Origin of the sequence: Croceicoccus sp. Ery15, from assembly GCF_020985305.1 — a bacterium.
Lineage (GTDB): Bacteria > Pseudomonadota > Alphaproteobacteria > Sphingomonadales > Sphingomonadaceae > Croceicoccus.
This window is the reverse complement of sequence record NZ_CP087588.1, coordinates 2,351,132-2,376,486: the sequence shown is the minus strand read 5'-3', so window position 1 is coordinate 2,376,486 and position 25,355 is coordinate 2,351,132. Positions and strand designations below refer to the sequence as shown.

The following is a 25,355-nucleotide window of genomic DNA, read 5'->3' as shown; positions in this document are numbered from 1 at the left end:
CTTACTCTCCTGTCTGGGCCGGATGCACGCCAAGCGTCAGGGCAAAGCTGCGCGAATCGCCTGCGGGCAGTTCCATCACGCCCGGCTTTTCGCGAAAATCGCCATCGAAGCCCTGCGGATCGGCAATGCCGGCCCACGGCTCCAGACACAGGAAATCCGCGCCCGGTTTCTGCCAGATGCCCAGCATCGGGCAACCGGGAAAGGCCAGATCGATGGCGGCTGGCGCCAGCCTGTCCTTCCTGTCCTTCTCCTGTCCCTCGGGCGGTTTGGGCATTTCCCCTTCGAACCGCAGGCTGCGGCTGGACAGGCGGTCCCAGATCAGCGCATCGGCATGGAAAAGGCCGGTAAAGGGCCGCAGGATGCGATTCTTCACCGGCGTATCCTCGAACGCGCAGACAAGGCCGTCGCTGTCGACACGGCGGATGGGGCCGGTTTCAAAATCCTCGAACACGATGCGATGCGATGACTTGTCGCCGCCGCCGGGCAGCGGCCATGCAAAGCCGGGATGAAAACCGATGCTGAAGGGCATCGCATCTTCGCCGCGATTGGTGACGATGGCCGTGATCGTCAGCGTATCGCCCTCAAGCGCATAATGCAGGTCGAGGACGAAGGCGAAGGGATAGACGGCCCTTGTCTCGGCATCGTCGGTCAGGCGCAGGGTCGCGCTGTTTTGCGTGCGTTCGACAAGATGAAACACACACCGGCGCGCAAAGCCGTGGCGGGGCAGCTGATATTCCGTCCCGTCCAACCGGTACGCACCGCCCGCCAGCGCACCGACAATCGGGAACAGCACGGGCGCACGGCCCGACCAGACGGCGGGGTCGCCATCGGTCATCCACTCCGCCCCGCCACCATCGCGCAAGGACACAAGCTCTGCGCCCAGCAAAGCGATGCGGGCCGTCAGCCCTTCGGAGCGTATGGTGACCGTCTCGCTCATCCGCGCAAGGATGCTCCCAGTTTCGCGGCAGAGGCAACCACCTTGGCCGAAATCGCGGACAAATCCGCCTCGGTAAAACTGGCATCGCCGGGCTGCAGAACGATTTCGACCGCCAGCGACTTGTGACCCTCGGGCACGCCTTGCCCACGGAACTCGTCGAAAATGCGCGCATCGGTGATCAGCTGCTTTTCCGCGCCACGCACCGCCTTCAGCAGATCGCCCGCCGCCAGCGTATCGGGAACGAGGAAGGCGAAATCGCGCATCACCGGCTGCAATGCCGGCGGGGCATAGGTCGCGCGGGTGAAGCCCGACGCGCCCTTTTTGGCCGGAACCGCATCGAGAAAAATCTCCGCCGCGACCACTGCCCCTGCGATGTCGAACTGTTTGGCGACCAGCGGATGCAGCGTGCCAAATCGCGCCAGCACGTTCTTGGGCCCCAGCCGCAAGGTGGCCGATTGCCCGGGATGGAACGCATTGCCAGACCAGCTTTCATCGGCGCCCATCACCATCAACCTGTCGACAGGCGCGCCTGCCGCGGCCAGCAGCGCCTCGACCTCTGCCTTGGCGTCGAATGCATCAAAGGGCACCGCCTTGCCGTTCCGCCAGCCGCGCGGCTGTTTCTCGCCCGCCAGCACAAGGCCCAGGGCCAGCCGCTCGTCGCTTGCCCCGCCGGGCCCGCGCAAATAGCGACGCCCCAGTTCGAACAGCCGCACATCGTTCGCGCCGCGCGCCTGATTGCGCGCCACGGCCGACAGCAAGCCCGGCAGCAGCGATTGCCGCATCACTTTCAGATCCTCGCTGATCGGATTGGCCAGCACCCACGGCTCGCTCCCCTCGACCGCGAAAGCCCCAGCCTGATCGGCGGGCAGGAACGACCAAGTCACCGCCTCGTGCATGCCGCGGCTGGCGGCAGCGCGGCGAACGCGCCGTTCCAGTGCCTGCACCGGTGTCGCGGTCGGCCGGGCCACGCCCTCGGCACGCGGCAATGCGACCGATGCGATCGCGTCCAGCCCGCGGATACGGATCACTTCCTCGACGATATCGGCCGCGCCATCGACATCGGGGCGCCAGCTTGGCGCGGTGACCGCCCAATGGCTTTCACCCCCTTCCTCGACCACCGCAATCTCGAACCCCAGCGAGGTCAGGATCGCACGCTGCTCGTCCTCACGCACGGCAATCCCGCCCAGCGTTTCGGCCAGCGCAGGTTCGTAACGCACGACCTGGGCAGCAACAGGCGGCGCGCCGACATGCAGGGCTTCGCTGGCCTCGCCCCCGCAAATGTCGAGGATCAGGCCGGTCAGCAGTTCCAGACCGGGTGCCAGAAAGGCGGGATCGATGCCGCGTTCGAACCGGCTGCGTGCATCGCTGGTCAGGTTCAGCGCGCGGCCGGTATGTGCCAGACGCACCGGATCGAACGCCGCCACTTCCAGCAGCACATCGGTGGTCGCGTCCGAACAGCCCGAATGCTCACCGCCCATGATGCCAGCGATATCATGCACCTGCGCGTCATCCGCGATCACCGTCATGCTGTCGTCGAGCAGATAATGCTTCTCGTTCAGCGCGGTTACGCCTTCTCCCGCCTTGGCGCGGCGCGCGGTCAGCGTGCCGGTCAGTTGCGCGATGTCATAGGCGTGGCTGGGCCGGCCATAGGCCAGCATCACGTAATTGGTGATGTCCACCAATGCCGAAATGGGGCGCTGGCCCGCCGATTTCAGCCGCGCCTGCATCCATGCGGGGCTTTCCCCGTTGGTCACGCCGCGAATGGCGCGGCCATAGAATGCGGGGCAACCTTCTGCATCTTCGATCGCAATGCGCACGGGGCACGGAAAGCCGCCCTCGTAAACGCGGTCAGGCAGGGGTTTCAGCGTGCCCAGCCCCGCCGCCGCCAGATCGCGCGCAATGCCATAGACGCCCATGCAATCGGGGCGGTTGGGCGTGATCGCCACATCGAAAACCGGATCGTCCAATCCGGCAAAAGCGGCATAGTCGGACCCCACCGGCGCATCGGCGGGCAGTTCGATAATGCCTTCATGCTCGTCCGACAGGTCCAGTTCGCGCGCCGAACACATCATGCCGTTCGATTCGACACCGCGGATCGCCGCCTTGCGCATCTCCATGCCGTTCGACGGCACCACCGCACCCGGCAGGCCCAGCACGCCGATCAGTCCCGCACGCGCATTAGGCGCGCCGCACACCACCTGCAACGGGTCGCCTTCTCCGGTATCGACGGTCAGCACTTGCAACTTGTCTGCATCGGGATGCTTGGCGGCGGTCAGCACTTTGGCAACGCGGAAACCGGCCAGCGCCTCGGCCGGATTGTCCAGATCCTCCAGCTCAAGCCCGATTTCGTTCAGCTTCGCCGCGATTTCGGCGGCCGACGCATCGGTATCGAGATGGTCTTTCAGCCATGAGAGCGAAAACTTCATGCCGGCACTCCCACGCCTGCGGACAGGGTCGGCACGTCGAGGGCTGCAAAGCCGTAATGCTTCAGCCAGCGCAGATCGCCGTCGAAGAAAGCGCGCAAATCATCCATTCCATATTTCAGCATGGCCAGCCGGTCGACGCCGGTGCCGAATGCAAAGCCCTGCCATTCGACGGGGTTCAGCCCGCCGAACTCAATCACGCGGCGATTGACCATGCCGCTGCCCAGCACTTCCATCCATGCATGGCCTTCGTCATCGCCCGATCCGCCGACCACGCGGCGCGAAGTGCCATTGGCGCCCTTTTCGATCGAATAGCCGACATCGACCTCGACCGAAGGCTCGGTGAACGGGAAGAAACTGGGGCGCAGGCGCAGGACGATATCGTCACGCTCGAAAAACGCCTTGAGGAAAGTCTCCAGCGTCCATTTCAGATGGCCAAGGTGAATGCCCTTGTCGATCACCAGACCTTCGATCTGATGGAACATCGGCGTGTGGGTCGCATCCGAATCGCTGCGATAGACACGCCCCGGCGCAATCACGCGCAGCGGCGCCCCTTCTTTCAGCATCGTGCGGATCTGCACCGGAGAGGTATGCGTGCGCAGCAACATGCTCCGCCCCGCTTCGTCCGCGTCGGGGAAATAGAATGTATCATGCATCGCGCGCGCCGGATGGCTTTCCGGCATGTTGAGCGCGGTGAAATTATGCCAGTCGTCCTCGATCTCCGGACCGGTGGCGACAGCGAAACCCATATCGGCGAAAATCTCGGCCAGCTCGTCCATCACCTGGCTGACGGGATGAACGCTACCCGCCGGTGCTTGCGGCGCGGGGAGGGACAGGTCGACGGTCTCTCCCGCCAGTTTCGCATCCAGCGCCGCGGCTTCCAGCACGGCTTTGCGCGCGGCGATCGCATCGGTCACGTCCGCGCGCAGCCCGTTGAACGCGGGACCGGCGACTTGCCGTTCCTCGGGGCTCATCTTGCCCAGCGTTTTCAGCAGCAGTGAAATGCTTCCCTGCTTGCCCAGAAAGGCGACGCGCGCCGCTTCCAAAGCCTCGAGCGTTTCGGCCTGTTCGACCTGCGCCAGTGCTTCGGCGCGCAGACTATCGGTATCGGTGAATGCCATGGTTTCGGGCGGCGTCACTTTGCATGTTCGATTGGTATTCGGGATGAGACGCGCTCTCTAGGACGGAGCCTGCCAAAGGGCAACGCTTGGACAGCGCCTGAGTCGCGAAAACGACCTGCGATTCGGAAAACAAATGTAAGAAAACAGCCTACTGACAGTCATGCCAATGGTGACAATGGCTGTTCGAATCGCCCTGTATCACCGCTTTGTCTACCCGAGACATTGCACGTTTCGCCGCAAAGCAGCATAAATCGATCCGACGTTAGCGACCGGCGTTTTCCGGTCGCAGCTCGGAAGCTGGCGTGCTGGGTTGGGGGACCTGGCCGCCAGCAAACTGCTGAAAGCAGGTTGAAACGAAAAGGCCCGGGACAGCGCGATGCTGTCCCGGGCCTTTTCAGTTTGGGCAGGAAAGCGGGCAACCGCAGGTCGCCCGATCCCTTTGACGGATCAGGCCGGCAGGGCCTTCTTCGCCTGTGCAATGATTGCACCGAAGGCAGCGCCTTCGTTCATCGCCAGATCGGCCATGACCTTACGGTCCAGCTCGATCCCGGCCAGCTTCACGCCATGCATGAACTGCGAATAGGTCAGGCCTTCCGCACGGACAGCAGCGTTGATTCGCTGGATCCACAGGGCCCGGAAGTTGCGCTTCTTAACCTTGCGGTCGCGATAGGCGTACTGACCGGCCTTTTCGACGGCCTGGCGAGCGACGCGGATCGTATTCTTGCGGCGGCCGCGATAGCCCTTGGCCTGCTCCAGAATACGCTTGTGCTTGGCGCGGGTGGTAACACCCCTTTTGACACGTGCCATGGTTCGTTACCTCCTCAGTTCAGCCCGTAGGGCGCCCACTTCTTGATCGTCTTCGCATCAGCGTCAGAGATCACCGTGGTGCCGCGGTTCTGGCGGATATATTTGCCGTTATGGCTGATGAGGCGGTGGCGCTTGCCGGCCACGCCATGCTTGATCTTGCCGGTCGCGGTAAGCTTGAAGCGCTTCTTCACACCGCTCTTGGTCTTCAGCTTGGGCATTTTCGTCTCCTTACATGGGACACGTTCGACCAGCCCTGGCAGCCCTTTTCGCCAGGCCGATCATCGAATCTCGTGTCGGTGGAGGCGCGCGCATAAACGCGCAGGCCGGTATTTGCAAGTTTTGTTACGGGTAGATGGCGACGCGCGATGCGCTTTTCAGGCGTCCATCATCAACAACAGCGCCCATGTCAGCGCCAGCCCTGCGAAGAACAAAGGCCAGCTCCAATAGAAGGACACGTCATAGACGTGCATCATGTGCACCGCCAGCACACCGCCCGTCGTCCCGCCCTTCCCCATGAAGAGCGAGAGTATCCAGCTCAGGAAAATGCCGAAAGGTATGGCTTTGACGAAAGAGAGCAACGATCCCCACTCGCGCTGGCATGGCACACAATACATCGATCCAATCGCGTGCGAGACTGGCATGCGGCGGTAAATTTTTCGCTAATCGCCGCAGCGCGGTCTGCGCTTCAGCCGCCGGTATAGGCGGGCTGCTGATTCTCGCCCAGCCATTGGCGGAAATCGCCGCCCGCAATGTTGCAGGCCGCTGGCGGCACCGGCGCGGCCCAGCGATAGGTTTGCGCGCGCAGCCAAATGCCACCTGAAAGCACGATCACGGGCACCCGCCGGTATTCGCCGCCCTCATAAAGGTCCAGTTTGCGCCAGTCCTGCGGCGCAAGCGTCGCTTCGCAGACCACGCCGTATACGCGGCGAATACCGCTGGCGGGCAGCAAGGCGGGATAGAAACCGCTGCGCGCCGGAACCGCGATCAGCCGCCCCGCGACTGTCGCATTACGGCAAAGCCCCAGTCTCGGCGCTAGCCAGCGGGCCATCGGCGTATCGGTCGCGGCCATCAGGGTGCCATAGACAAACAACCGCTGGACGATGGCCCTGCTCTCCCTAATGATCGTGATGGCAGGCCAGAGCCTCGATCGCATCTTCCAAACGCGCACTGTCGCCCAGTGCCAGCACATGCCCGTCGCTGGCAGCGTTCAGCGGATCGCCGTTCCAGTCGGTCATCATTCCGCCCGCGCCTTCGACCACGGGGATCAACGCGGCATAATCGTGCAGCTTCAGCCCCGCCTCGGCCACGATATCCAGATGGCCGCTAGCCAACATGGCGTAATTATAGCAATCGCCGCCCATCACCATGCGCTTGTGATCGGTGCGCGCAGCTAGCGCCATGAAATGCTCGCCATCATGGTTGTCGAAATAATGCGGGCCGGTGGTGGCCAGCGTCGCTTCTTCCAGCTTGCGGCAGGGGCGGCTGCGGACGGGCGAACCGTTCAGCAATGTCGCCTGACCCGATGCGCCGACCCAGCGTTCGCCCGCGACCGGCTGGTCGATCACCCCAACCAGGGGCCAGCCGTCGACCATCAGCGATATCAGCGTGCCGAAGATCGGGCGGCCCGCCAGAAACCCCGCCGTGCCGTCGATCGGATCGAGAACCCATTGGCGGCTGGCGCCTGCACGCTCGCTGCCGAATTCCTCGCCGATGATGCCGTCTTCCGGGCGTTCCGACGCCAGAATGGCGCGCATCGCCTCTTCCGCCTCGCGGTCGGCAATGGTTACTGGGGACGCATCGCCCTTGCGGTCCGGTTCGATCGCGGTGCGGAAATGCGGCCGGATCGCTGCGCCCGCCGCTTCGGCAAGGCGCTGGGCGAGGGCAATGTCGGCGTCGAGACGCATCAGTCGAACAGCGACGAGACCGAGCTTTCGTCGGCAATGCGGCGAATCGCCTCGCCAATCAGCGTGGCGATGGACAGGATACGGATCGACGAACAATCGCGCGCCGCCTCGGTCGCCTGGATCGTGTCGGTGATGACAAGCTCCTTCAGCGCCGATTTTTCTACGCGGGCCACCGCAGCGCCGGACAATACGCCGTGCGTGATATAGGCCGTTACACTGGTCGCGCCTTCATCCAACAGCGCCTGCGCCGCGTTGCACAGCGTACCGCCCGAATCGATGATGTCGTCGATCAGGATGCAGTGCCGCCCTTTCACCTCGCCGATGATATTCATCACTTCCGATTCGCCGGGACGGTCGCGGCGCTTGTCGACAATGGCCAGCGGCGCGTTGTCCAGCCGCTTGGCCAGTGCGCGGGCGCGGACCACGCCGCCAACGTCGGGCGACACGACCATCAGATCCTGATCGCCATAGCGCGCCTGAATATCCGCGGCCATCGCGGGCGCGGCATAGAGATTGTCGGTCGGGATATCGAAAAAGCCCTGAATCTGCCCTGCATGCAGATCGACCGCCAGCACGCGATCGGCGCCCGCCATGGTGATCAGATTGGCGACCAGCTTGGCCGAAATCGGGGTGCGCGGTCCGGGCTTCCGGTCCTGACGCGCATAGCCGAAATAGGGGATCACCGCCGTGATCCGCTTGGCCGAGGCGCGTTTCAACGCATCGATCCCGATCAGCAGTTCCATCAGATTGTCATTGGCGGGAAAGCTGGTCGACTGGACGATAAACACATCCTCGCCGCGGACGTTCTCGTGGATCTCGATAAAGATCTCTTCATCGGCAAAGCGGCGCACGCTGGCATCGGTCAGCGGCACTTCCAGATAGGCCGCGATGGCGCGGGCAAGCGGCAGGTTGGCATTGCCGGACATGATCTTCATGGCGTCGGTCCTCGAAACGGCTGCGGGGGCAAGTTCGGTTTCTAGGAGCGGGCGCGGACACCGCAGCGCGCGCACCGCCCAATGCGCGGCCTTAGCGGGGAGTCCCGCGATTGCAACAATGGCGCGCCCGCTCGCAGTGGATTATAGGGGGTAGCGTGTTGTTCTGGATCATGATCGGGGCATTGGTGCTGCTTTTGGCGCTTCGGCTGTGGCTGGGGCCGTCGCCGACGCGCCATGCCGATTCGCTGCCGCCGACAGGGCCACTGCCTGATGCCGCGCAGGACGACGAATTATGGACCGTCGACGCGCTGCAGAAATATGGCACGCCAGACACGGCAGCCGATTTATACGAACAAGGCCGCGCAGACGAACTGCGCGGCCTCGGCTATCGCGGGGAAATCTCCGAAGAGGACTAGGCCGCCTCAGACATGGTCGCGGTGATGTTCGCCCTTGATCCAGCGCACCGTGCGCGAGGATGCGCGCATCACGACCGAATCGGTGGTCATCCGACCGTCCTTCAGATGCTTCACACCGGCCAGCAGCGAACCGTCGGTCACGCCGGTGGCGGCGAAAATGCAGTCGCCCTTCGCCAGATCGCGCAGGCTGTAGATCTTGTCGAGATCCTCGATACCCCATTTGCGGGCGCGGGCGCGTTCGTCATCGTTGCGGAACAGCAGCTTGCCCTGAAACTGGCCGCCCACGCAGCGTAGCGCAGCGCAGGCCAGCACACCCTCGGGCGCGCCGCCCGAACCCATATAGATGTCGATCGTGGTGTCGGGATTGGTCGTCGCAATCACGCCCGCGACATCGCCGTCGCCGATCAGCACAACGCCGCAACCCAGTTCGCGCAGTTCGGCGATCATCGCTTCATGGCGGGGTCGGTCGAGCACGCAGACGATAATCTCGCCCGGTTCCACACCCTTGGCTGCCGCGACAGCCTTGACGTTCTCGGTCGGGCTTTTCGTCAGGTCGATCACCCCTTCGGGATAGCCGGGGCCGACCGCGATCTTCTGCATGTAAACGTCGGGGGCGTTCAGCAGGCCGCCTTCTTCGGCGGCTGCCAGCACGGCCAGTGCATTGGGGCCGGCCTTGGCAGTGATCGTCGTGCCTTCCAGCGGGTCGAGCGCGATATCGATCTTGGGGCCCTTGCCCGGCGCGCCGCCGACCTTTTCGCCGATGAACAGCATCGGCGCCTCATCACGCTCGCCTTCGCCGATGACGACGGTGCCGTCCATATACAGCTCGTCGAACGCCTTGCGCATGGCTTCCACGGCAGCGGCGTCTGCGGCTTTCTCATCGCCGCGGCCGACCAGATAGGATGCGGCAATCGCGGCAGCTTCGGTCACGCGGACCATTTCAAGGACGAGAACGCGGTCGAGGACGTCACTTGGTTTCGGCACGGAGGCAATTCCTTTCGAATATCAGGCCAGACGCGGGGTAACCGAGCGGCCCTATCTTGTCGAGTTCGACCGGCGCGAGCATCGGGATTGCCGCTAAGGGGCTACGACTGCCCCTTTTTGCCCGATCATTGTTTCAGAATATGCATGACCAGCGGCGGCGCAGTCATGCTGTCGAGGCCGGACAGCAGCGCCAGCGCCTTTTCGACCGAAGCTTCCTCACCCTCATGCGTGACCATCGATACCAGCACCGATCCGTCGGTGCCGCCGGTATGTTCGGCGCCCATCTGGATCAGGCTTTCGATCGAAACGCCCGCATCGCGCATCGCGGCAGTCAGTTCGGCCAGCACGCCGGGACGGTCGGTGACGAGGAACCGAAGATAGGCCTTGCCCGTGCGGTGCCCGGTCTGCGCGGGCAGCGTGGTGTCCAGCTCTGCCACGGGGATCGAGAACGGCGGATCGATCTCTCCCTCGCTGTCCCAGAACCGCGCGATATCGATGATGTCGGCCACCACCGCGCTGGCCGTGGGGCCATCGCCCGCGCCCGCGCCCTGAAACAGCAGCATGCCCGAAAAATTACCCTCGGCCACCACGGCATTGGTCGGGCCGTCGACATGGGCAAGCGGATGGTTTTTCGGCACCAGATAGGGATGGACGCGCTGGAACAGGCGGGTCTTGCCGTCCTCGCCTTCCTCGACATTGGCCATGCCCAGCAAGCGGATCACATAGCCCAGCGAATCGGCCTGCGCGATATCGGCGGCCAGAATGCGGCGGATGCCATCGGCGCTGACGCTGGCAAAATCCAGCTCGGTGCCGAATGCGATGCTGGCAAGGATCGACAGCTTGTGCGCCGCATCGATCCCGTCGATGTCGAAGGTCGGGTCGGCTTCGGCATAGCCCTTGGCCTGCGCCTCTCCCAGAACGTCGGCGAAATCGGCGCCCGTGTCCTCCATGGTGGACAGGATATAGTTCGAAGTGCCGTTGAGGATGCCGTACACACGCTCGATCGCATTGGCTGCCGCACCCTCGCGCAGGCCCTTGACGATGGGGATGCCGCCCGCGACCGCCGCTTCGAATTTCAGCGCGTGACCCGCGGCCTCCGCCTCGCGCGCAAGGCCAAGTCCGTGATGCGCGATCATCGCCTTGTTCGCGGTGACAAAGCTCTTGCCATTGGCGATGGCGTTGCGCGCCAGAGTCAGTGCCGGTCCGTCTGACCCGCCGACCAGTTCGACCACCACGTCGACATCGGGCCGCGTCGCCATCGCGCCCATGTCATCTTCCCAGTCGTAACGCGAAATGTCGACGCCACGATCTTTCGACCGGTCGCGCGCCGAAACGGCAACGATCTCGATCTCGCGACCGGCACGCCGGGCCAGCAATTCGCGGTTCGTCTCAATCAGCCGGATCACACCTGCGCCAACCGTGCCAAGACCGGCAAGGGCAATGCGAAGGGGGGCAGGCTGACTGCGAGACTGATCGGACACGCGAAAAAGCTCCATATTGCAAAGGAGCGTGGCGGTTAGGCGAGTAGCGCGCGCTTGGCCAGAGGCGCGTTACAAAAAACGCCTCTGGCCCGAACGAATTTTGCGCCATCGGCGCGCTGCCAGCAATCTGGGCGCGCCCGCCGACGCTGGCCTAGAATTCCCGCTTGCGTTGGCAGGTGCCCAATTGTTGCATCACCACCGCGTAATCCGCCGATGCCTGCTGTCGCAGGCGCGGATCGGTGGACAATTGCGCCTCGACCGGCAGGGTTGCGGGCAGCGAACATGCGAGACGATACCATTCCAGCGTTCCGGGACGCGGCGGGCGGGCATCGATCTGCACCAGCTCGCCCGTCGAAAGGCCCCAGACGGGCGGTTGGCCCGGCGTTCTCACCACCGCGATCGACGCGGGCGATCCGGTCTTGGTCTTGAGGAAAATCTGCGTCTCACCCTCGCCCGCCAGATTGCCCGGCGTATGCAAAGCATCTCGCACACCAGTTATCTCGGGCGGGGCGTCGGGCGACAATTTTTCCGACAAAAGCCCGCGCAGGCTGGTCGTATCGACCCAGGCTGCGGGCATTTGCGCGTCGGGGGCGACCAGCTGGATCTCGTCGCTGCGGCCCGGCACGGGGCGGGCGAAGATCACGACCTGCTGCCCCTTCATCTTGGGCAGCTTGCCTTTCGACGTAAGCTTTACATCGGCCAGATATTTCAACTTTTCGCCGATCGTGCTGCTGCCTGCCAGCAGGCTTTTCGTCTCGGCCTCTACGTAAACGCGTGCCCAGCCCTGCTTGATCGGACCGGTGCGCGACGGATCGATCTGGCTCATCTTGCGAATCTCGGCCGTGATGGTCAGCGGCGCGGGAAGCGCCAGATCGGCCAGATCGGCATAGGTCACGGGCGATTCGCCGCCGCCCTGCTGGGCCGCCAAAGGCGCCGCCACGACCAGCGAAACACCAATGGCGGCAGAGGTAACCGTGGATAAAACGCGGCGGTTCAGGCGATTTTGTATACGCAATTCGAAGCCCCCCTTCGGGTGGTGTATATATAGAATCTCACGCGCATAAACGCGTGCGCGAAGGACGCATCAACCCCTTCAAACGACACAGGTAGTGAATCGCGCCTTAATCGACAAAGCATTTGCGCACCCCAATGTTCGGCGTTAAACCCCCGTTTCGAACGGCTCGGCGTCAGATCGGGCCGCAATAAACTTGCGCATGTTCAACGGTCGGTATGCCTGATGGGCTAATCCGGCCGGCAGCTTGCGCCCGGTTCTACCGGCAGGGCAGGAAACGTGGGATCGAAATGGTGTATGCACACCATGGACAGTTCCATTTGTTGAGGGCAGGCTTTTGCAGGCCTGTTTGCGCGTGCACTTAATGGAGTGGGTTATTTGAATGGCTTATGCTGACCAACAGATGAGCGGCAACAAGATCGCTGCGATCGTCATTGTTGCGCTTCTGCATATCGCGGCCATCTATGCCTTGGTCACTGGTCTCGCTTACGAGGCTATTGAAAAGGTCAAGGAAACGGTCACCGCGGTAAATATCGAGGATCCGCCGCCACCGCCGCCTCCTCCGCCGCCACCGCCGGACGAACCGCCGCCGCAGGCTCCGCCGCCGCCGGTTGCGCCGCCTCCGGCCGTGCGGATCGAACGTCCTGCTCCGCAGATCAAGACGGTCCAGACGATTCCGCCGCCGTCTCCGCCGGCAGTCCGGATTCCGCCTGCCGCTCCGCCGGCACCGGTCGCTCCTCCGGCTCCTTCGCAGGCACGTGGTGCCCGTGCGAAGAACCAGAACAGCTGGGCGGGTCGTATTCAGGACAATTACCCCAGCCGCGCGCTGCGTAACGAGGAGGAAGGCTCCGTCGGTATGCGCATCACGGTGGACGCACGGGGTCGTGTTTCGGAATGTTCGGTTACCAGCTCGAGCGGGTCCTCCTCGCTTGACGAGGCAGCGTGCGACGGCATGAAGCGCTATGCGCGTTATGATCCGGCGCTGGATGCCGCTGGCAACGAGATCTCGAGCACGATGTCGCAGACGATCCGTTACCAGATCCCGAGATAAGCAGCGGGCAGTGTTCGAACTGCTACAAAGCTCTGATTTTAAAACGAAATCACTGTCATTGAAGGAAGTTTCCGCATGATCATCGAAATCCTCGCCGCTGCTGCCTCGGAAGCGCCGGCAAACAAGTTCGGCTTTAAAGAAGCCCTCGAGCAGGGCGGTTTCATCGCCTATGCGACCGTCATCATTCTGGGCATCATGTCCTTCGGCTCGTTCTACATTCTGTTCACGAAGTTCTTCGAGCAGAACAAGATCATGCGTCAGGCCAAGGAAGTCCGCACCGGTTTCTGGCGTGCGAACTCGCTGCGCGAAGGCGCTGGCCGCCTGACCAAGAACTCGGCTTTCCGCCAGATCGTCGACGACGGCCTCGCTGCTGAAGAACAGCACTCGAAGATGACCGACAGCCTCGAAGCACACGACTGGCTGCACGGCTCGCTTGCCCGTTCGGAAGCAATGATCAATGCCCGCCTCGCATCGGGCCTGCCCTTCCTCGCCACCGTCGGCGCGACCGCACCGTTCATCGGCCTGTTCGGCACCGTGGTCGGCATCTATCGCGCCCTGATCAACATCGGCATCGCCGGTTCGGCATCGATCGACAAGGTCGCCGGTCCCGTGGGTGAAGCCCTGATCATGACCGCGCTGGGTCTGCTCGTCGCCGTTCCCGCCGTTCTGGCCTACAACTACCTGCAGGCCCGCAACAAGCGCATCGCCGAGCATCTGTCGGGCTTCTCGACCGACATTCTGGCGAACATCAACTCGAAGGGTGCCGTGAAGCCTGCCGTGACGGCTGCTCCCGCTGCCAAGCCGGCGACGACCGCTGCCGGCGCCGCAGTCAAGAAGTAAGTGACGAAGGGGCAGTCTTCGGGCTGCCCCGTCTTCCCGCGGGCGGATTCGCCTGGATCAGTTTGCGGGGATTGGCCCCCAGGGGCCGAAACGGCCAGATAGGGTAAGATAATGGCGATTTCTAGTGGCGGCGGTGGCGCCGAGACACCGATGTCGGACATCAACACCACGCCCCTCGTGGACGTGATGCTGGTGCTCCTGATCATCTTCCTGATCGCGGTCCCGGTCGCGATCCAGTCGATCGAACAGCTCAAGGTGCCGATCATCGAATCGGAAGAATCGCAGGACAAGGTCGAAAACCTGATGCTGTCGATCACCTCGACCGACGGCAACGGCCTTAGCCCGGGCGAAGCCGGTTACTCCGGTGCCAGCCGTGAAGGCGCGTGCCGCGTCTATATCAACGACACGCCGGTGAACTCCGACGAGTTGCAGGACCGTTCGTTCAAGCGTCTCGACGCGATCGTGAAGCGCGAAGGCGGACCCGAAGCGATTGCGGAAAACCCCGATCTGATCCCGCAGGTGCATATCCGCGCGGACCAGAACGCTCCGTGGAAGTGCGTTGCAGGCGCGATCTATCAGATCCAGGCTGCAGGCTATCCGACCGTCGGCTTCATCTCGACGCCGATCGACCCCGACGCCTGATCGCGCGCTTCAAGATTTAAAGGAGACTTCCCATGGCAATGTCAGGAGGCAGCGACGACGGCTCCCCGATGATGGAGATGAACACGACGCCGTTGATCGACGTCATGCTCTGCATGCTCATCATCTTCATCCTGTCGATCCCCGTCGCCACGCACGCCGTGAACATCGATCTGCCGACGCCGAGCAATGTGCCGAGCGAGGTGAATATCGATCCGGTGAAGAACAAGGTGATGATCACCCGCGAGGGCGAGATCCTGTGGAACGGCGAAACCGTTACGCAGGGGCAGCTGGTCAGCACGATTCAGGAATCGCTGCTGCTGCCGGTCGAGCCGGAGCTGCAGTTCGAGCCCGACGAATTCACCGCTTACGAAGTGACGGCCGAAGTTCTGAAGATCATCAAGAACTCGGGCGCTACCAAGTTCGGCTTTGTCGGTAACGAACGGTATCGCATGTTCGAAGGCGGTCCGGCGGGTGTGAACCCGACGCAGACGGCTGGCTGATCTCACGATCGCCAACGCAATCGGGGCGGGCCTTCGGGTCCGCCCTTTTTGTTTGCCCCTTACGCGTGGGTGCCTTTATTCGGGCGTCATAGCCAGCGAGACGAGGCTCTCGGCCTCGACCAGAATATCATCGTCCGCCGCTCCTGCAGGCATTCTCTCACGCCCGATGGTAACCAGCACCGGCACAGCCAGCGGGCTCACCCGTTCCAAACGGACATGCCGCGTCTCGCGCTCCGCCCGTTCCAGCACACCCGCCAGCCGCCCGACATCGGTCATCCGCGTCCGCGCGTCCTGCCACGCTGCCTCGATCAACACATGATCGGGCTCGTATTTGCGCAACACATCATAGATCAGATCGGTTGAGAACGTGACCTGCTTACCGGTCTTGCGCTTCCCCGGCTGCTGGCGCTCTACCAACCCCGCAATCACTGCCACTTCGCGAAATGCGCGGCGCAGCAGGTGCGAATTGGTGACCCATTCGGTGAATTCATGCGCAAGAATATCAGGCGACAACAGGGCAGCGGGATCGTCAACCGGTTTCAGCCCCCACACCGCCAATGAGTAATCGTTGGCGACGAAGCCCAGCGGCCCCAACCCGCGTTCCTCCATCCGCCGCGTGATCAGCATGCCCAGCGACTGGTTCGCGTTCCACCCCTCGAACGTATAGAACACGGTATATTCGCGCCCCTCATGCGGAAAACTTTCGACGAGGAGCTCGCCCGGACCGGGCATTTCGCTGCGCCAGTCCTGCACTTCCAGCCATTCGCGCACATCGTCGGGAAAACGTGCCCAGCCAGCCCGGTCGATCAGCAAGCCCCGCACCCGATCGGCCAGATGCGTCGTCAGCGGCATCCGCGCTCCGCCATAGCTGGGGATCATCGCCGATTTCTTCGCCGCGCGCACGATCAACTCAACCTCGCGCAGCGCCTCCACTTCAAGGCTCAGCCCCGCGAACTGGAACGTGTCCCCGGGGCTCAGGCTGGCGGCAAAGCGTTCCTCCACCCTTCCCAGTGACCTGCCATTGCGAAAGCGCACGGTCAGCATCTCTCCGTCAAGGATAATGCCCGCGTTCAACCGGTGGCGTGCGGCATGTTCGGGGTGGGTCAGCCGCCACCAGCCGCCATCCTCGCGCGTGATGCGCTTGAACCGGTCATAGGCGCGCAAGGCATAGCCGCCGTTCTCGGCGAAACCCAGAACCCGCCGCCAAACAATCTCATCAACCCACGCATAGGCCAGCGTCGAGCGGATTTCGGACAGCAGCGCATCCTCCTGAAACGGTCCTGCGCAGGCACAGGCCATGACATGCTGGGCCAGAACGTCCAGCCCGCCCGGCCGGAAATCCTCGCCATCGCGCACGCCTTCTTCCACCGCATCGAGCGCGGCCTGCGCCTCCAGAAACTCGAACCGGTTGCCCGGAACCAGCAAAGCCCGACTAGGTTGATCCAGCCTGTGATTGGCACGACCGATCCGCTGTAAAAGGCGCGAGGAGCCCTTGGGCGCGCCCATCTGGATCACGCAATCGATGTCGCCCCAGTCTACACCCAGATCGAGGCTGGCCGTCGCGACAAGCGCGCGCAGCTCCCCCCGTGCCATCGCGCCCTCCACCTTGCGCCGCGCTTCGACCGACAGCGACCCGTGGTGGATGCCGATGGGCAACACATCGTCATTCGCGTCCCACAGTTTCTGGAAGATATATTCCGCCAGAAAGCGCGTATTGGTGAAAACGAGCGTGGTGCGATTGCGTCTGATCTCCTCGAATATCTGCAGGATCGCCCAGGTCGCCGCGTGCCCGCCCCATGGCACCCGCTCTCCATCGGGAAGCAAGATTTCGATCTCGGGCGAAGCACCAGCCTCGCCCACTACATGGGTTACGCCGTCCAGATCGCCCCACGGGGCCAGCCAGCCACGATAGCTTTCGACATCGGCAACCGTGGCCGACAGACCACTGCGCCGCAAACCGGGCGCCAACGCCTGTAAGCGGGCCAATGCCAGCATCAGCAGATCGCCGCGCTTACCCGTGGCAAACGCATGCAATTCATCGATCACCACACGCCGCAGTCCGGCAAACATCTCAGCCGCCTCTGGATAGGAGATGAGCAGCGAGAGCGATTCCGGAGTGGTCAACAGGACATGTGGCGGTCGGCTTCGCTGCCGCTTCTTTCGATCCGATGGCGTATCGCCGCTACGCGTCTCGATCCGGATGGGCAGGCCCAATTCCTCGACCGGCACCAGCAAATTGCGCTTCACGTCGGTCGCCAAAGCCTTCAATGGAGAGACATAGAGCGTATGCAGCCCGTCAGGCGGCGCCTCTCCCCCCAATCGTTCCGGCGTGAATGCCGCCAGCGTGGGAAGGAATCCCGCCAGCGTCTTGCCCGCGCCGGTATCGGCGGTCAGAAGTGCATGCTGACCGGCATCGTCGGCCTCCAGCATCGCCGCCTGATGCTGTCTGATGCGCCAGTCGCGGGAATGGAACCAGCGCTCTATCGTGTCGGGAACCGCCATGGTGATGGCACAACCCATAGCACGCGATTTGGTTCTTCGCCCGCCTGCCAGAGCTATTCAGGGCAAAAAAAAGGCCCGGAGGGAAAACCCGCCGGGCCATGAAGTTTTGGGAGAGGATGCCTGAAAGGCAGGTTCTTTGTGCATCGCAGCACGCGGTTTTGCAACTGCAAAAAAGGTCAGGCGAATTGCGCTTTTTGCAAGAATGTCAGTAAGCCTAGAAATACAGTAATTTAGCGGCGTATCGGCACTGTGGAAAACCCTTCGCAATCGCAGCAGCGATGGGCTTGGAAAGCGGTGTCATACCTTCCAAGCCCGCGAATCGGACCCCAAAACCTGATTCGTGATTCGGAAAATGGCGGGGACCGAACCCGCCTGCCGTCAGTGCCCTGCTTGCGGACCCCGCTTCAGTCCCGATTCGGCCAGCTGGCCATCGATCTGGGCCATCAGCCGTTCGAGACCCGCCTCACTATCGCTCTCGGCGCGGGCAACCAGCACGTCCTGCGTGTTCGATGCACGCAGCAGCCACCAGCCATCGTCATTGGTAACGCGCACCCCGTCGGTCGCGTTCACATCGTCGGGCGAATTGGCAAGCCGCTCCTTCACCTCGTCGATCACGGCGAACTTGCGGCTTTCGTCGACCTGAAAGCGCATTTCGGGAGTGTTGATCATGTCGGGCATCGCCGAACGTAATTCGGTCACGCTCTTGCCCAGACGCGCGCTGGCGAGGATCAGCCGGACGCCACCGTAAAGCGCATCGTCATAGCCGTAATACTGGTCTGCAAAGAACACATGCCCGCTCATCTCGCCAGCAAGCGGAGAGCCGGTTTCCTTCATCTTCGATTTGATCAGCGAGTGGCCCGTCTTCCACATCAGCGGCTGTCCGCCATGGGCCGCAACGCTGTCATACAGGGCGCGGCTGGCCTTTACGTCGGCGATGATCGTGCTGCCGGGTAAGTGCTTCAACAGATCCTCGGCGTAAATCATCAGCAACTGGTCGCCCCAGATAACCCGGCCCGTGCCGTCGATCGCGCCGATGCGGTCGCCGTCACCGTCGAAGGCCACGCCAAAGTCGAGCCCTTTCTCGGCCACCAGGGCCTTCAGATCGACAAGGTTTTTCTCTTCCGTGGGGTCGGGGTGATGATTGGGAAACGTGCCGTCGACTTCGGTGAACAGGGTGAAATGCTCCCCCGGCAGACGTGCGACCAGCTTTTCAAGGCACGGGCCAGCCGCGCCATTGCCTGCGTCCCAGCCGATCCGCAGCTTCGACAGATTGGCCATCTCGGCAGCAGGCAGCCCATCGAACGGCTTCATCAGCGCGTCGATATAGGCGTCGACGACGTCGCGGGATTCGTGGCTGCCGCTGCCGTCGATCCAGTCGCCCGCAGCCGCCATCTCGCCGATTTTCAGAATATCGGCACCGAAAAACGGCCGGCCCTGAAATACCATCTTGAAGCCGTTGTAATTGGCGGGATTATGGCTGCCGGTTATCTGGATGCCGCCGTCAACATCTTCGGCTGACGCCTCCGCATAATAGAGCATCGGCGTCGGTCCCATCCCGATCCGCACCACGTCGCATCCGCTGGCGTTCAGCCCTTCGACCAGCGCATGTTCCAGCGTGGGTGAGGATACGCGCCCGTCATAACCCACCGCGACCCTGCTGCCGCCCGCCCGCTTGAGCAGGGTGGCGAACCCGCGGCCGATGGCGCGGGCATCGTCGGGGCCCAGCGTCTCTCCGATAATGCCGCGGATGTCATATTCACGCAGGACGGTAGGGTGGAACTGATGGGACATGACGATGCCTTTCGCGACTTTGGACTATACTGGCCGCCAGATGCAGGACGCGACTGGCAAGAACCCACGCTTTAGCGCTTGGTGGGGACAGTTTGTTCCAGCAATATGTCACGCGCGGCATCGATGCGAAACACCTCTTCGGGTGATCCCCCCTTGTCCGGATGGGCGGTGCGCATCAGACGTCGGTGGGCAGCCAGAATATCCTCGCGGCTGGCATGCCGGTCGACGCCCAGCAATGTCCGCGCCTGCGCCCTTTGCTGCGATTTTTCGGAATCGCGCCACATGTCCCACGGCCATTTGCGGAACACCATGCGGAACACGACCACCGCCAGAACGGCGAGGATCAGGAATTTCACGCGGCTACGCCCACCTGATCGGGACGTTCGATCGGGGGCAGGTTCAGCGCCTTGACCAGCGATCGCAATTCCTGCCGCGCCACCAGATGGCTGGTCGCCATGTCGCCCAGATGCCCCTTGTCCAGCAGGGTCAGGCCCGCCGGGAACAATTCGCGATAGATCACGCGTTCCGACAGGCCCGGCGCGATTCGGAAACCGACGCGCTTTGACAGTTCGGACAGCGCGAATTCAAGGCGGCGCATATTGCGCGCCTCGATATGCTGGGTACGGTTGCGCACCACGATCCAGTCCATCTCGCGCCGCCCGCTTTGGGTGGCCAGCCCGCGTTTCTTGCGCGCCTCGAACATCAGTTCGGAGTAGAAGGACAGCTTTTTCACCTTGAAGGTTTCGGGATCGACATGGCCGAACAGGTCAAAATCCACGAAGCTGTCGTTCAGCGGCGTGACCAGAGTATCGGCCGTCGTCGCGACATGGCGGGCATATTTGTCATCGCGGCCCGCGGTGTCGAAGATCAGGAAGTCCATCCCTTCGCTCGCTTCTTCGATCATGGCTTCCAGTATTTCGATGCTGGGGCCGCCGAACACGCCCACCATGGCGCCGGGCAATTCGATGCCCCGCCGCTTTTCGGTGTCGAGCCGGTTTTCGAAATAGCGGAAAAACGTGCGCTGGCGGTGATCCAGATCGAGCGCGGCGACCTTTGCCCCCTGATAGGCGAGCGCGACGGCGACATGAACCGCCGTGGTCGATTTGCCGGTGCCGCCCTTTTCATTGGCGAAGACGATGCGGTGTGGCTGGCTCATATCTTGGGTCAACTCTTTACGCCAAATGGCTTTACGCTGCCGGTTTGGGCGTTACACCCGCCCCGACATGCACGCAGTTTACCAAGCGGGACTCCCAAGATGCAAACCGTTCACGCGCTGAATCCACTACGGCAAACGGTAGAGCGCTTGCGCGCCGCTGCCAAAGAGGGGACGAAACTGGCGCTGGTGCCCACCATGGGGGCATTGCACGAAGGACACCTGACGCTGGTCCGGCGCGCGAAAGAGCTGGCCGATCTGGTCGCCGTATCCATCTTCGTGAACCCCAGACAGTTCGGCCCGAACGAGGATCTGGACGCCTATCCACGCCAGATGGAGCGCGACAGCCGCCTGCTGGAAGCCGAAGGCGTGGCGCTGTTGTGGGCGCCCGATGTGACCGCGATGTATCCCGAAGGCTATGCGACCAATATCGCCGTTTCGGGGGTAAGCGACGGGCTGTGCGGAGCGGACCGGCCGGGCCATTTCGACGGGGTGGCGACCGTGGTGTGCAAGCTGTTCAACCAGGTGCGGCCCGATATCGCCCTGTTCGGGGAGAAGGACTGGCAGCAACTGGCCGTGATCCGGCGCATGGCCCGCGATCTCGACCTGCTGTTCCCCCGTGTCGACGCGATCCTTGGCGTGCCCATCGTGCGCGAGGCGGACGGCTTGGCGATGAGCTCGCGCAATGCCTATCTCTCGCCCCGGCAGCGCCAGTCGGCGGCAGTGCTGAACGTGGCGATGCGCGCCGCGATCGACCGCTTGCACGAGGGGCTGCCGGCCGGTGCCGTGCTGACCGAGCTGGAAGGCGTGGTGCTGGCGGCGGGTTTCGACAGCATCGATTATGCCGAATTGCGCGATGCCGGCTCCATTGCCTTGCTGAACGCACCCAATGGCAATGCGCGCCTGTTCGTCGCGGCACGGATCGGCGGCACGCGGCTGATCGACAATATGGCGGTCTAGACGTTCGCGATCGTCACAACAGGGTGACAAAAGTGACATATCGTCCGCAGACTGTCACCCACCGCAAAGCCGCAGAAATGCTTGGGTTTCCCGCCTTTGGTTGACACAAGGGCGGCCTGCGGAAATTTCGACGATTTGAAAGAGCGGTTGCAAATACGGCTAACGCCGGACGAGCGTGTAGGACAGCGGGAAATAGCCTTCGTCCCGTGCGACAGCCCGTGACCGCCGAACGCGGACAGGGCAATCAACCGACCGCCCGCCAGATGGATCGTCAGTCGCCGCCATCGCCAAGATCAATGTCCGGACCGTCGTCATCGACCGGAATATCGCCCGAACCGGAGCCCCCGCCTGAGCCATCGCCGCCCTGACCGCCATCCCCCGATCCGCTGCCGTCCGAACTGCCGGAATCGCCCGTCCCGCCCGAATTCTGGCCCGTCCCTTCGCCTGCGTCGTTCTGCCCGCCAGATCCAGAACTACCAGCGCCCGACCCGCCAGAACCTGATGGCGATCCCTGCGATCCGCCATCCGTTTCGTCCGAAATGGCGTAGATCTCGTTCGCGATACCGCCCAGCGCGGATTGAATATTATTCCCGAGCTGAAACGTCGCATAGCCAAGACCAATGACGAGAACGCTAAGCATCAGCGCGTATTCTGCCGAAGCAGCCGCCGAACGATCGAAATAGAAACGAACAATTGTACGGAGTCTTGACACCGACTCACTCCTGCGACCCTGTTCAAACGATTACAGCAGGAAACGGAGTCGGAAGAAGTGACAATATTTTAAATTGGCGAAGGATTACCTGTCGAACCCTCTGCGCCCTTATCCCTTACCCGTATTCACCACCGGCTGCGCATCGCGGTCGCCGCACAGCACGACCATCAGGTTCGCGACCATATCGGCACGCTGGTCCGGGGTGAGGTCGACGATGTTGTCGGCCTTCAGCTTGTCCAGCGCCATTTCGACCATCGAGACCGCACCCATCACCAGCTTGGCGCGGGCGGCGATGACGGCCTCGGCCTGCTGGCGGCGCAGCATGGCGCCCGCGATCTCGCTGGCATAGGCCAGATGGGTCAGCCCCGCTTCGTCGACCACGATCCCCGCGACTTTCAGCCGGTCGTTCAGTTCGGCCTGCAATTCGGCGTTGATCACATCGGCGCTGCCGCGCAGCGTCGTCTCGTCCTCTTCGCCCATATCGTCATAGGGGTGGCGCGCACCCACGGTGCGCAGGCCCGCCTCGATCTGGATGTTGGTGAATTCCTTGTAATCGTCGACGTCGAACACGGCCTGCGCCGTATCCTGCACGCGCCACACGACATTGCAGGCAATATCGATCGGATTACCGCGCAGATCGTTGATCTTCACCTTTTCGGAATGGATGTTGTGCGCGCGCGCCGAAATCTTGTGCCGCCCCATCCATGGCCAGATCCAGCGCAGCCCGTTGGTCCGGTCGGTCCCGCGATAGCTGCCGAACAGGGTGATCACTGCCGCATTATTGGGCTGCAACATATAGAATCCGGCGATCAGGAAGACCCACAGCACGATCATCGCGATCAGCGTAAACACGGCAAAGCCGCCACCCCCGCCGCCCAGTCGCAGCAGCGCCATGACCGCCAGCACCATCGCGGCCAGCAGCAGCACCAGTACCGGATAGCCGCTGAACGTGTTCGCCGCCGTTTCCTGCGACGTTTTCATCGATTTGAGTTCCATGTCGTGCCCCCGCATCTTGTCCGGCGGGCAGTATAGCACAGCTTTTGCCAAATGATTGACATGGTCGCCGGCAATAGAGGCGTCAGGCGTATTGCTGGATCACGTCCAGAAAATCCTCGCCATATTCGTCCAGCTTGCGCGCGCCGATGCCGGGCAGTTCGCCCAGCTCGTCCAGGGTTTGCGGTTTGAATCCGCACATGTCGCGCAGCACGCTGTCGTGAAAGATCACATAGGGCGGAACCCCGCTTTCCTTCGCAAGGTCGCGGCGCAATTCGCGCAACGCCTCGAACAGGGGATCGCCCACGGGATTGGGCGTGGCATCGCCGCCGCGCCTTCGGCTTTTCGCGCGCCGTGGCGGAAGGACGAGGTCGAGCGGCACTTCGCCTTTCAGAAAGGCGCGCGCGTCGGGGCCCAGCATCAGCCCGCCATGCTCGGTCGGCAGCAACGCGCCGCGAACCTGCAAGGCGCGGGACACGGGTTTCAGCATCTGCGCCTCCTCCCCCTCGACAATGCCGAATACCGAGAGGCTTTCGTGGCCGTTCTGGCGGCTGCGGTCGCTCGACTGGCCGGTCAGGATACTCTCGACATAACCCGCCCCGAACATCTGCCGCGTGCGTGCCACGGCAGAGAGATATTTCTGCGCCGTCACCGTCGCATCGACCGATTTGGGCGGCGACAGGCAATTATCGCAATTGCCGCAAGTTTCGGGCGGGCTTTCCCCGAAATGGCGCAGCAGGATCGCGCGGCGGCAACCGGCGGTTTCGACCAGCGCACCCAATGCGCCCAGCCGCGTGCGCTCGCCCGCGATACGGTCCTCGCCCATTTCGCCCAGCCGCATGCGGGCGCGGGCGAAATCGTCAGCGCCCCAGAACAGATGCGCGACCGACGGATCGCCGTCGCGGCCCGCACGGCCCGTTTCCTGATAATAGGCCTCGATCGACTTGGGCAGACCTGCATGGATCACGAAGCGCACGTCGGGTTTGTCGATCCCCATGCCGAACGCGACGGTGGCGACCATCACCATGCTCTCGCTGGCGACGAATTCGGCCTGATTGCGGGCGCGAACCTCGGGCGGCAGGCCCGCGTGATAGCAGCGCGTTTCGCGGCCCGATTTGCCGAGCGTTTCGGCCAGCCGTTCGGTCGCGGCGCGGGTCGGGGCGTAAACGATACCGGGACCCGGCTGTGCGTCCATCACGCGCTGGATCTGGCGGGCAAGGCTGTCGCGCGGGGTGATCTGATAACGGATATTGGGCCGGTCGAACCCCGCGACGATCAACCCGTCTTCGGCAATGCCCAGCTGGGTCAGGATGTCCGCCCGCGTATGCGCATCCGCCGTTGCCGTCAGCGCAAGGCGCGGCACATGCGGAAAAGCGTCCATCATCGGGGTCAGCAGGCGGTAATCGGGCCGGAAATCGTGCCCCCATTCAGACACGCAATGCGCCTCGTCGATCGCAAACAGCGCGATGCGGCACTGGGCGAGAAGCTCGCGGAAATAGGGCTGGCTGGCCCGTTCGGGCGCGACGTAAAGCAGGTCGAGTTCGCCACTTTTCAGCCGCTCGATCGTTTCGGCACGGTTCTCGTCCACGCTGGTCAGCGTGGCGGCGCGGATGCCGTTGGCCTCTGCGCTGCGAAGCTGGTCGTGCATCAGCGCGATCAGCGGGCTGACCACCACGCAGGTGCCATCCAGCATCAGCGCGGGCAATTGATAGCAAAGCGATTTGCCCGCGCCGGTCGGCATCACTGCCAGCGTCGATTGCCCCGCCAGCACACGCTCCACCACCTGGCTTTGCACCCCGCGAAAGGCGGAGAAGCCGAAAGTACGTTTAAGTGTATCGAGCGCGCCTGCCATGTTCTGGGCCATGGGGATGGCCATGGCAGATCGGGCGCGGCTGAGGAAGCGGCGGTGGCTCCGATTTCCTCAGACGGATGTCAAATCTGGCTGCCGTCCACCACCGGGCGGCTTTCGCGAGTGGCGCGATAGGTGCTGTCGGGATCGCTCTCGTCACTGGTCAGCAGCACGTGATCCTCGTGCACTTCCAGCAGGGTGCCGACGAATGGCATGCCGTCCAGCTCGCCCGTGACGCGATAGCTGACCGTGTCGCCCTTTTTAAACGTGGCGGGGTCGGTGTTGAACGTGAACGGGCACTCGCCCTCTCCCATGCCCTGCATCGGCCTGATCCTCTGGCGT

Annotated in this window: 26 protein-coding genes; 6 read left to right on the top strand and 20 right to left on the bottom strand. The window is 63.1% G+C overall.

From position 1 onward, the window contains the following. Window position 1: 1 nt before the first annotated feature. The 9 genes from LOZ77_RS11550 to LOZ77_RS11510 form a co-directional block, all read right to left on the bottom strand. Window positions 2-937: an aldose 1-epimerase family protein gene (locus LOZ77_RS11550; RefSeq protein WP_230279236.1), complete on the bottom strand. Its 936-nt coding sequence runs from the start codon at window positions 935-937 to the stop codon at window positions 2-4. Then, window positions 934-3,363: a phenylalanine--tRNA ligase subunit beta gene (gene pheT / locus LOZ77_RS11545; RefSeq protein WP_230279235.1), complete on the bottom strand. Its 2,430-nt coding sequence runs from the start codon at window positions 3,361-3,363 to the stop codon at window positions 934-936. The genes LOZ77_RS11550 and pheT overlap by 4 nt, the downstream gene beginning before the upstream one ends. After that, window positions 3,360-4,481: a phenylalanine--tRNA ligase subunit alpha gene (gene pheS, locus LOZ77_RS11540; protein ID WP_230281855.1), complete on the bottom strand. Its 1,122-nt coding sequence runs from the start codon at window positions 4,479-4,481 to the stop codon at window positions 3,360-3,362. The genes pheT and pheS overlap by 4 nt, the downstream gene beginning before the upstream one ends. A 447-nt stretch (window positions 4,482-4,928) precedes the next feature. Next, window positions 4,929-5,288, bottom strand: coding sequence for a 50S ribosomal protein L20 (gene rplT / locus LOZ77_RS11535; protein ID WP_230279234.1), 360 nt, complete (start codon window positions 5,286-5,288; stop codon window positions 4,929-4,931). Between the two features lie 14 nt (window positions 5,289-5,302). Beyond that, window positions 5,303-5,506 carry a 50S ribosomal protein L35 gene (rpmI, locus tag LOZ77_RS11530; protein ID WP_230279233.1) on the bottom strand — a complete coding sequence of 68 codons (204 nt, stop codon included), beginning with the start codon at window positions 5,504-5,506 and terminating at the stop codon, window positions 5,303-5,305. Window positions 5,507-5,662: 156 nt separating this feature from the next. After that, window positions 5,663-5,902, bottom strand: a complete 240-nt coding sequence (locus LOZ77_RS11525) for a hypothetical protein (RefSeq protein WP_230279232.1) — start codon at window positions 5,900-5,902, stop codon at window positions 5,663-5,665. Window positions 5,903-5,973: 71 nt separating this feature from the next. After that, on the bottom strand, window positions 5,974-6,441 hold the full coding sequence (locus LOZ77_RS11520; protein WP_255671124.1) for a gamma-glutamylcyclotransferase: 468 nt from the start codon (window positions 6,439-6,441) through the stop codon (window positions 5,974-5,976). Then, window positions 6,404-7,192 carry a histidinol-phosphatase gene (hisN, locus tag LOZ77_RS11515; protein ID WP_230279230.1) on the bottom strand — a complete coding sequence of 263 codons (789 nt, stop codon included), beginning with the start codon at window positions 7,190-7,192 and terminating at the stop codon, window positions 6,404-6,406. Before hisN ends, LOZ77_RS11520 begins: the two co-directional genes overlap by 38 nt. Further along, window positions 7,192-8,127, bottom strand: a complete 936-nt coding sequence (locus LOZ77_RS11510) for a ribose-phosphate pyrophosphokinase (RefSeq protein ID WP_230279229.1) — start codon at window positions 8,125-8,127, stop codon at window positions 7,192-7,194. Before LOZ77_RS11510 ends, hisN begins: the two co-directional genes overlap by 1 nt. Window positions 8,128-8,282: 155 nt before the next feature. Here LOZ77_RS11510 and LOZ77_RS11505 point away from each other — a divergent pair, with 155 nt between their 5' ends. Beyond that, a complete protein-coding gene (locus LOZ77_RS11505) occupies window positions 8,283-8,543 on the top strand; it encodes a hypothetical protein (RefSeq protein WP_230279228.1) in 261 nt (86 codons plus the stop codon). A 6-nt stretch (window positions 8,544-8,549) separates the two neighbouring features. Here the strand turns inward: LOZ77_RS11505 and glpX are convergent, their stop codons facing one another. The 3 genes from glpX to LOZ77_RS11490 all read right to left on the bottom strand — a co-directional run bounded on the left by glpX (window position 8,550) and on the right by LOZ77_RS11490 (window position 12,023). Beyond that, window positions 8,550-9,527, bottom strand: coding sequence for a class II fructose-bisphosphatase (gene glpX, locus LOZ77_RS11500; protein WP_255671123.1), 978 nt, complete (start codon window positions 9,525-9,527; stop codon window positions 8,550-8,552). Window positions 9,528-9,652: 125 nt separating this feature from the next. After that, complete coding sequence (locus LOZ77_RS11495; protein WP_230279227.1) at window positions 9,653-11,008, bottom strand: homoserine dehydrogenase; 1,356 nt, start codon at window positions 11,006-11,008, stop codon at window positions 9,653-9,655. A gap of 151 nt (window positions 11,009-11,159) precedes the next feature. Beyond that, window positions 11,160-12,023 carry a hypothetical protein gene (locus tag LOZ77_RS11490; RefSeq protein WP_230279226.1) on the bottom strand — a complete coding sequence of 288 codons (864 nt, stop codon included), beginning with the start codon at window positions 12,021-12,023 and terminating at the stop codon, window positions 11,160-11,162. 379 nt (window positions 12,024-12,402) lie between these two features. Here LOZ77_RS11490 and LOZ77_RS11485 point away from each other — a divergent pair, with 379 nt between their 5' ends. From LOZ77_RS11485 to LOZ77_RS11470, 4 genes are all read left to right on the top strand, one after another. After that, window positions 12,403-13,071 carry a TonB family protein gene (locus LOZ77_RS11485; protein WP_230279225.1) on the top strand — a complete coding sequence of 223 codons (669 nt, stop codon included), beginning with the start codon at window positions 12,403-12,405 and terminating at the stop codon, window positions 13,069-13,071. Window positions 13,072-13,146: 75 nt separating this feature from the next. After that, the gene (locus LOZ77_RS11480; protein ID WP_230279224.1) at window positions 13,147-13,911 is read left to right on the top strand and encodes a MotA/TolQ/ExbB proton channel family protein; all 765 of its coding nucleotides are present in this window, start codon (window positions 13,147-13,149) and stop codon (window positions 13,909-13,911) included. Window positions 13,912-14,022: 111 nt separating this feature from the next. Next, window positions 14,023-14,553 (top strand): biopolymer transporter ExbD, encoded by a 531-nt coding sequence (locus tag LOZ77_RS11475; RefSeq protein ID WP_230279223.1) that lies wholly within the window; start codon window positions 14,023-14,025, stop codon window positions 14,551-14,553. A 32-nt stretch (window positions 14,554-14,585) separates the two neighbouring features. Beyond that, complete coding sequence (locus tag LOZ77_RS11470) at window positions 14,586-15,053, top strand: biopolymer transporter ExbD (RefSeq protein WP_230279222.1); 468 nt, start codon at window positions 14,586-14,588, stop codon at window positions 15,051-15,053. Between the two features lie 75 nt (window positions 15,054-15,128). On the opposite strand, the gene LOZ77_RS11465 is transcribed toward LOZ77_RS11470, so the two are convergent. The 4 genes from LOZ77_RS11465 to LOZ77_RS11450 form a co-directional block, all read right to left on the bottom strand. Next, window positions 15,129-17,573 carry a ligase-associated DNA damage response DEXH box helicase gene (locus LOZ77_RS11465; protein ID WP_230279221.1) on the bottom strand — a complete coding sequence of 815 codons (2,445 nt, stop codon included), beginning with the start codon at window positions 17,571-17,573 and terminating at the stop codon, window positions 15,129-15,131. Between the two features lie 360 nt (window positions 17,574-17,933). Continuing rightward, the gene (gene pgmG / locus LOZ77_RS11460) at window positions 17,934-19,346 is read right to left on the bottom strand and encodes a phosphoglucomutase/phosphomannomutase PgmG (protein ID WP_230279220.1); all 1,413 of its coding nucleotides are present in this window, start codon (window positions 19,344-19,346) and stop codon (window positions 17,934-17,936) included. A 71-nt stretch (window positions 19,347-19,417) separates the two neighbouring features. Further along, window positions 19,418-19,702 (bottom strand): J domain-containing protein, encoded by a 285-nt coding sequence (locus tag LOZ77_RS11455; protein ID WP_230279219.1) that lies wholly within the window; start codon window positions 19,700-19,702, stop codon window positions 19,418-19,420. Continuing rightward, window positions 19,699-20,502, bottom strand: a complete 804-nt coding sequence (locus tag LOZ77_RS11450; protein WP_230279218.1) for a division plane positioning ATPase MipZ — start codon at window positions 20,500-20,502, stop codon at window positions 19,699-19,701. The genes LOZ77_RS11455 and LOZ77_RS11450 overlap by 4 nt, the downstream gene beginning before the upstream one ends. Window positions 20,503-20,601: 99 nt before the next feature. Between LOZ77_RS11450 and panC the strand changes: the two genes are divergently transcribed. After that, window positions 20,602-21,459, top strand: a complete 858-nt coding sequence (panC, locus tag LOZ77_RS11445; protein ID WP_230279217.1) for a pantoate--beta-alanine ligase — start codon at window positions 20,602-20,604, stop codon at window positions 21,457-21,459. A gap of 271 nt (window positions 21,460-21,730) precedes the next feature. Here panC and LOZ77_RS11440 read toward each other — a convergent pair whose 3' ends face one another. The 4 genes from LOZ77_RS11440 to LOZ77_RS11425 all read right to left on the bottom strand — a co-directional run bounded on the left by LOZ77_RS11440 (window position 21,731) and on the right by LOZ77_RS11425 (window position 25,336). Next, complete coding sequence (locus tag LOZ77_RS11440) at window positions 21,731-22,171, bottom strand: Flp family type IVb pilin (RefSeq protein WP_230281958.1); 441 nt, start codon at window positions 22,169-22,171, stop codon at window positions 21,731-21,733. A gap of 108 nt (window positions 22,172-22,279) precedes the next feature. Next, a complete protein-coding gene (locus LOZ77_RS11435) occupies window positions 22,280-23,152 on the bottom strand; it encodes an SPFH domain-containing protein (RefSeq protein WP_230279216.1) in 873 nt (290 codons plus the stop codon). A gap of 97 nt (window positions 23,153-23,249) precedes the next feature. Next, entirely contained in the window at window positions 23,250-25,028 is a 1,779-nt protein-coding gene (recQ, locus tag LOZ77_RS11430; RefSeq protein ID WP_230279215.1) for a DNA helicase RecQ, read from the bottom strand. A 68-nt stretch (window positions 25,029-25,096) separates the two neighbouring features. After that, a complete protein-coding gene (locus LOZ77_RS11425; RefSeq protein ID WP_230279214.1) occupies window positions 25,097-25,336 on the bottom strand; it encodes a hypothetical protein in 240 nt (79 codons plus the stop codon). Window positions 25,337-25,355 lie beyond the last annotated feature (19 nt).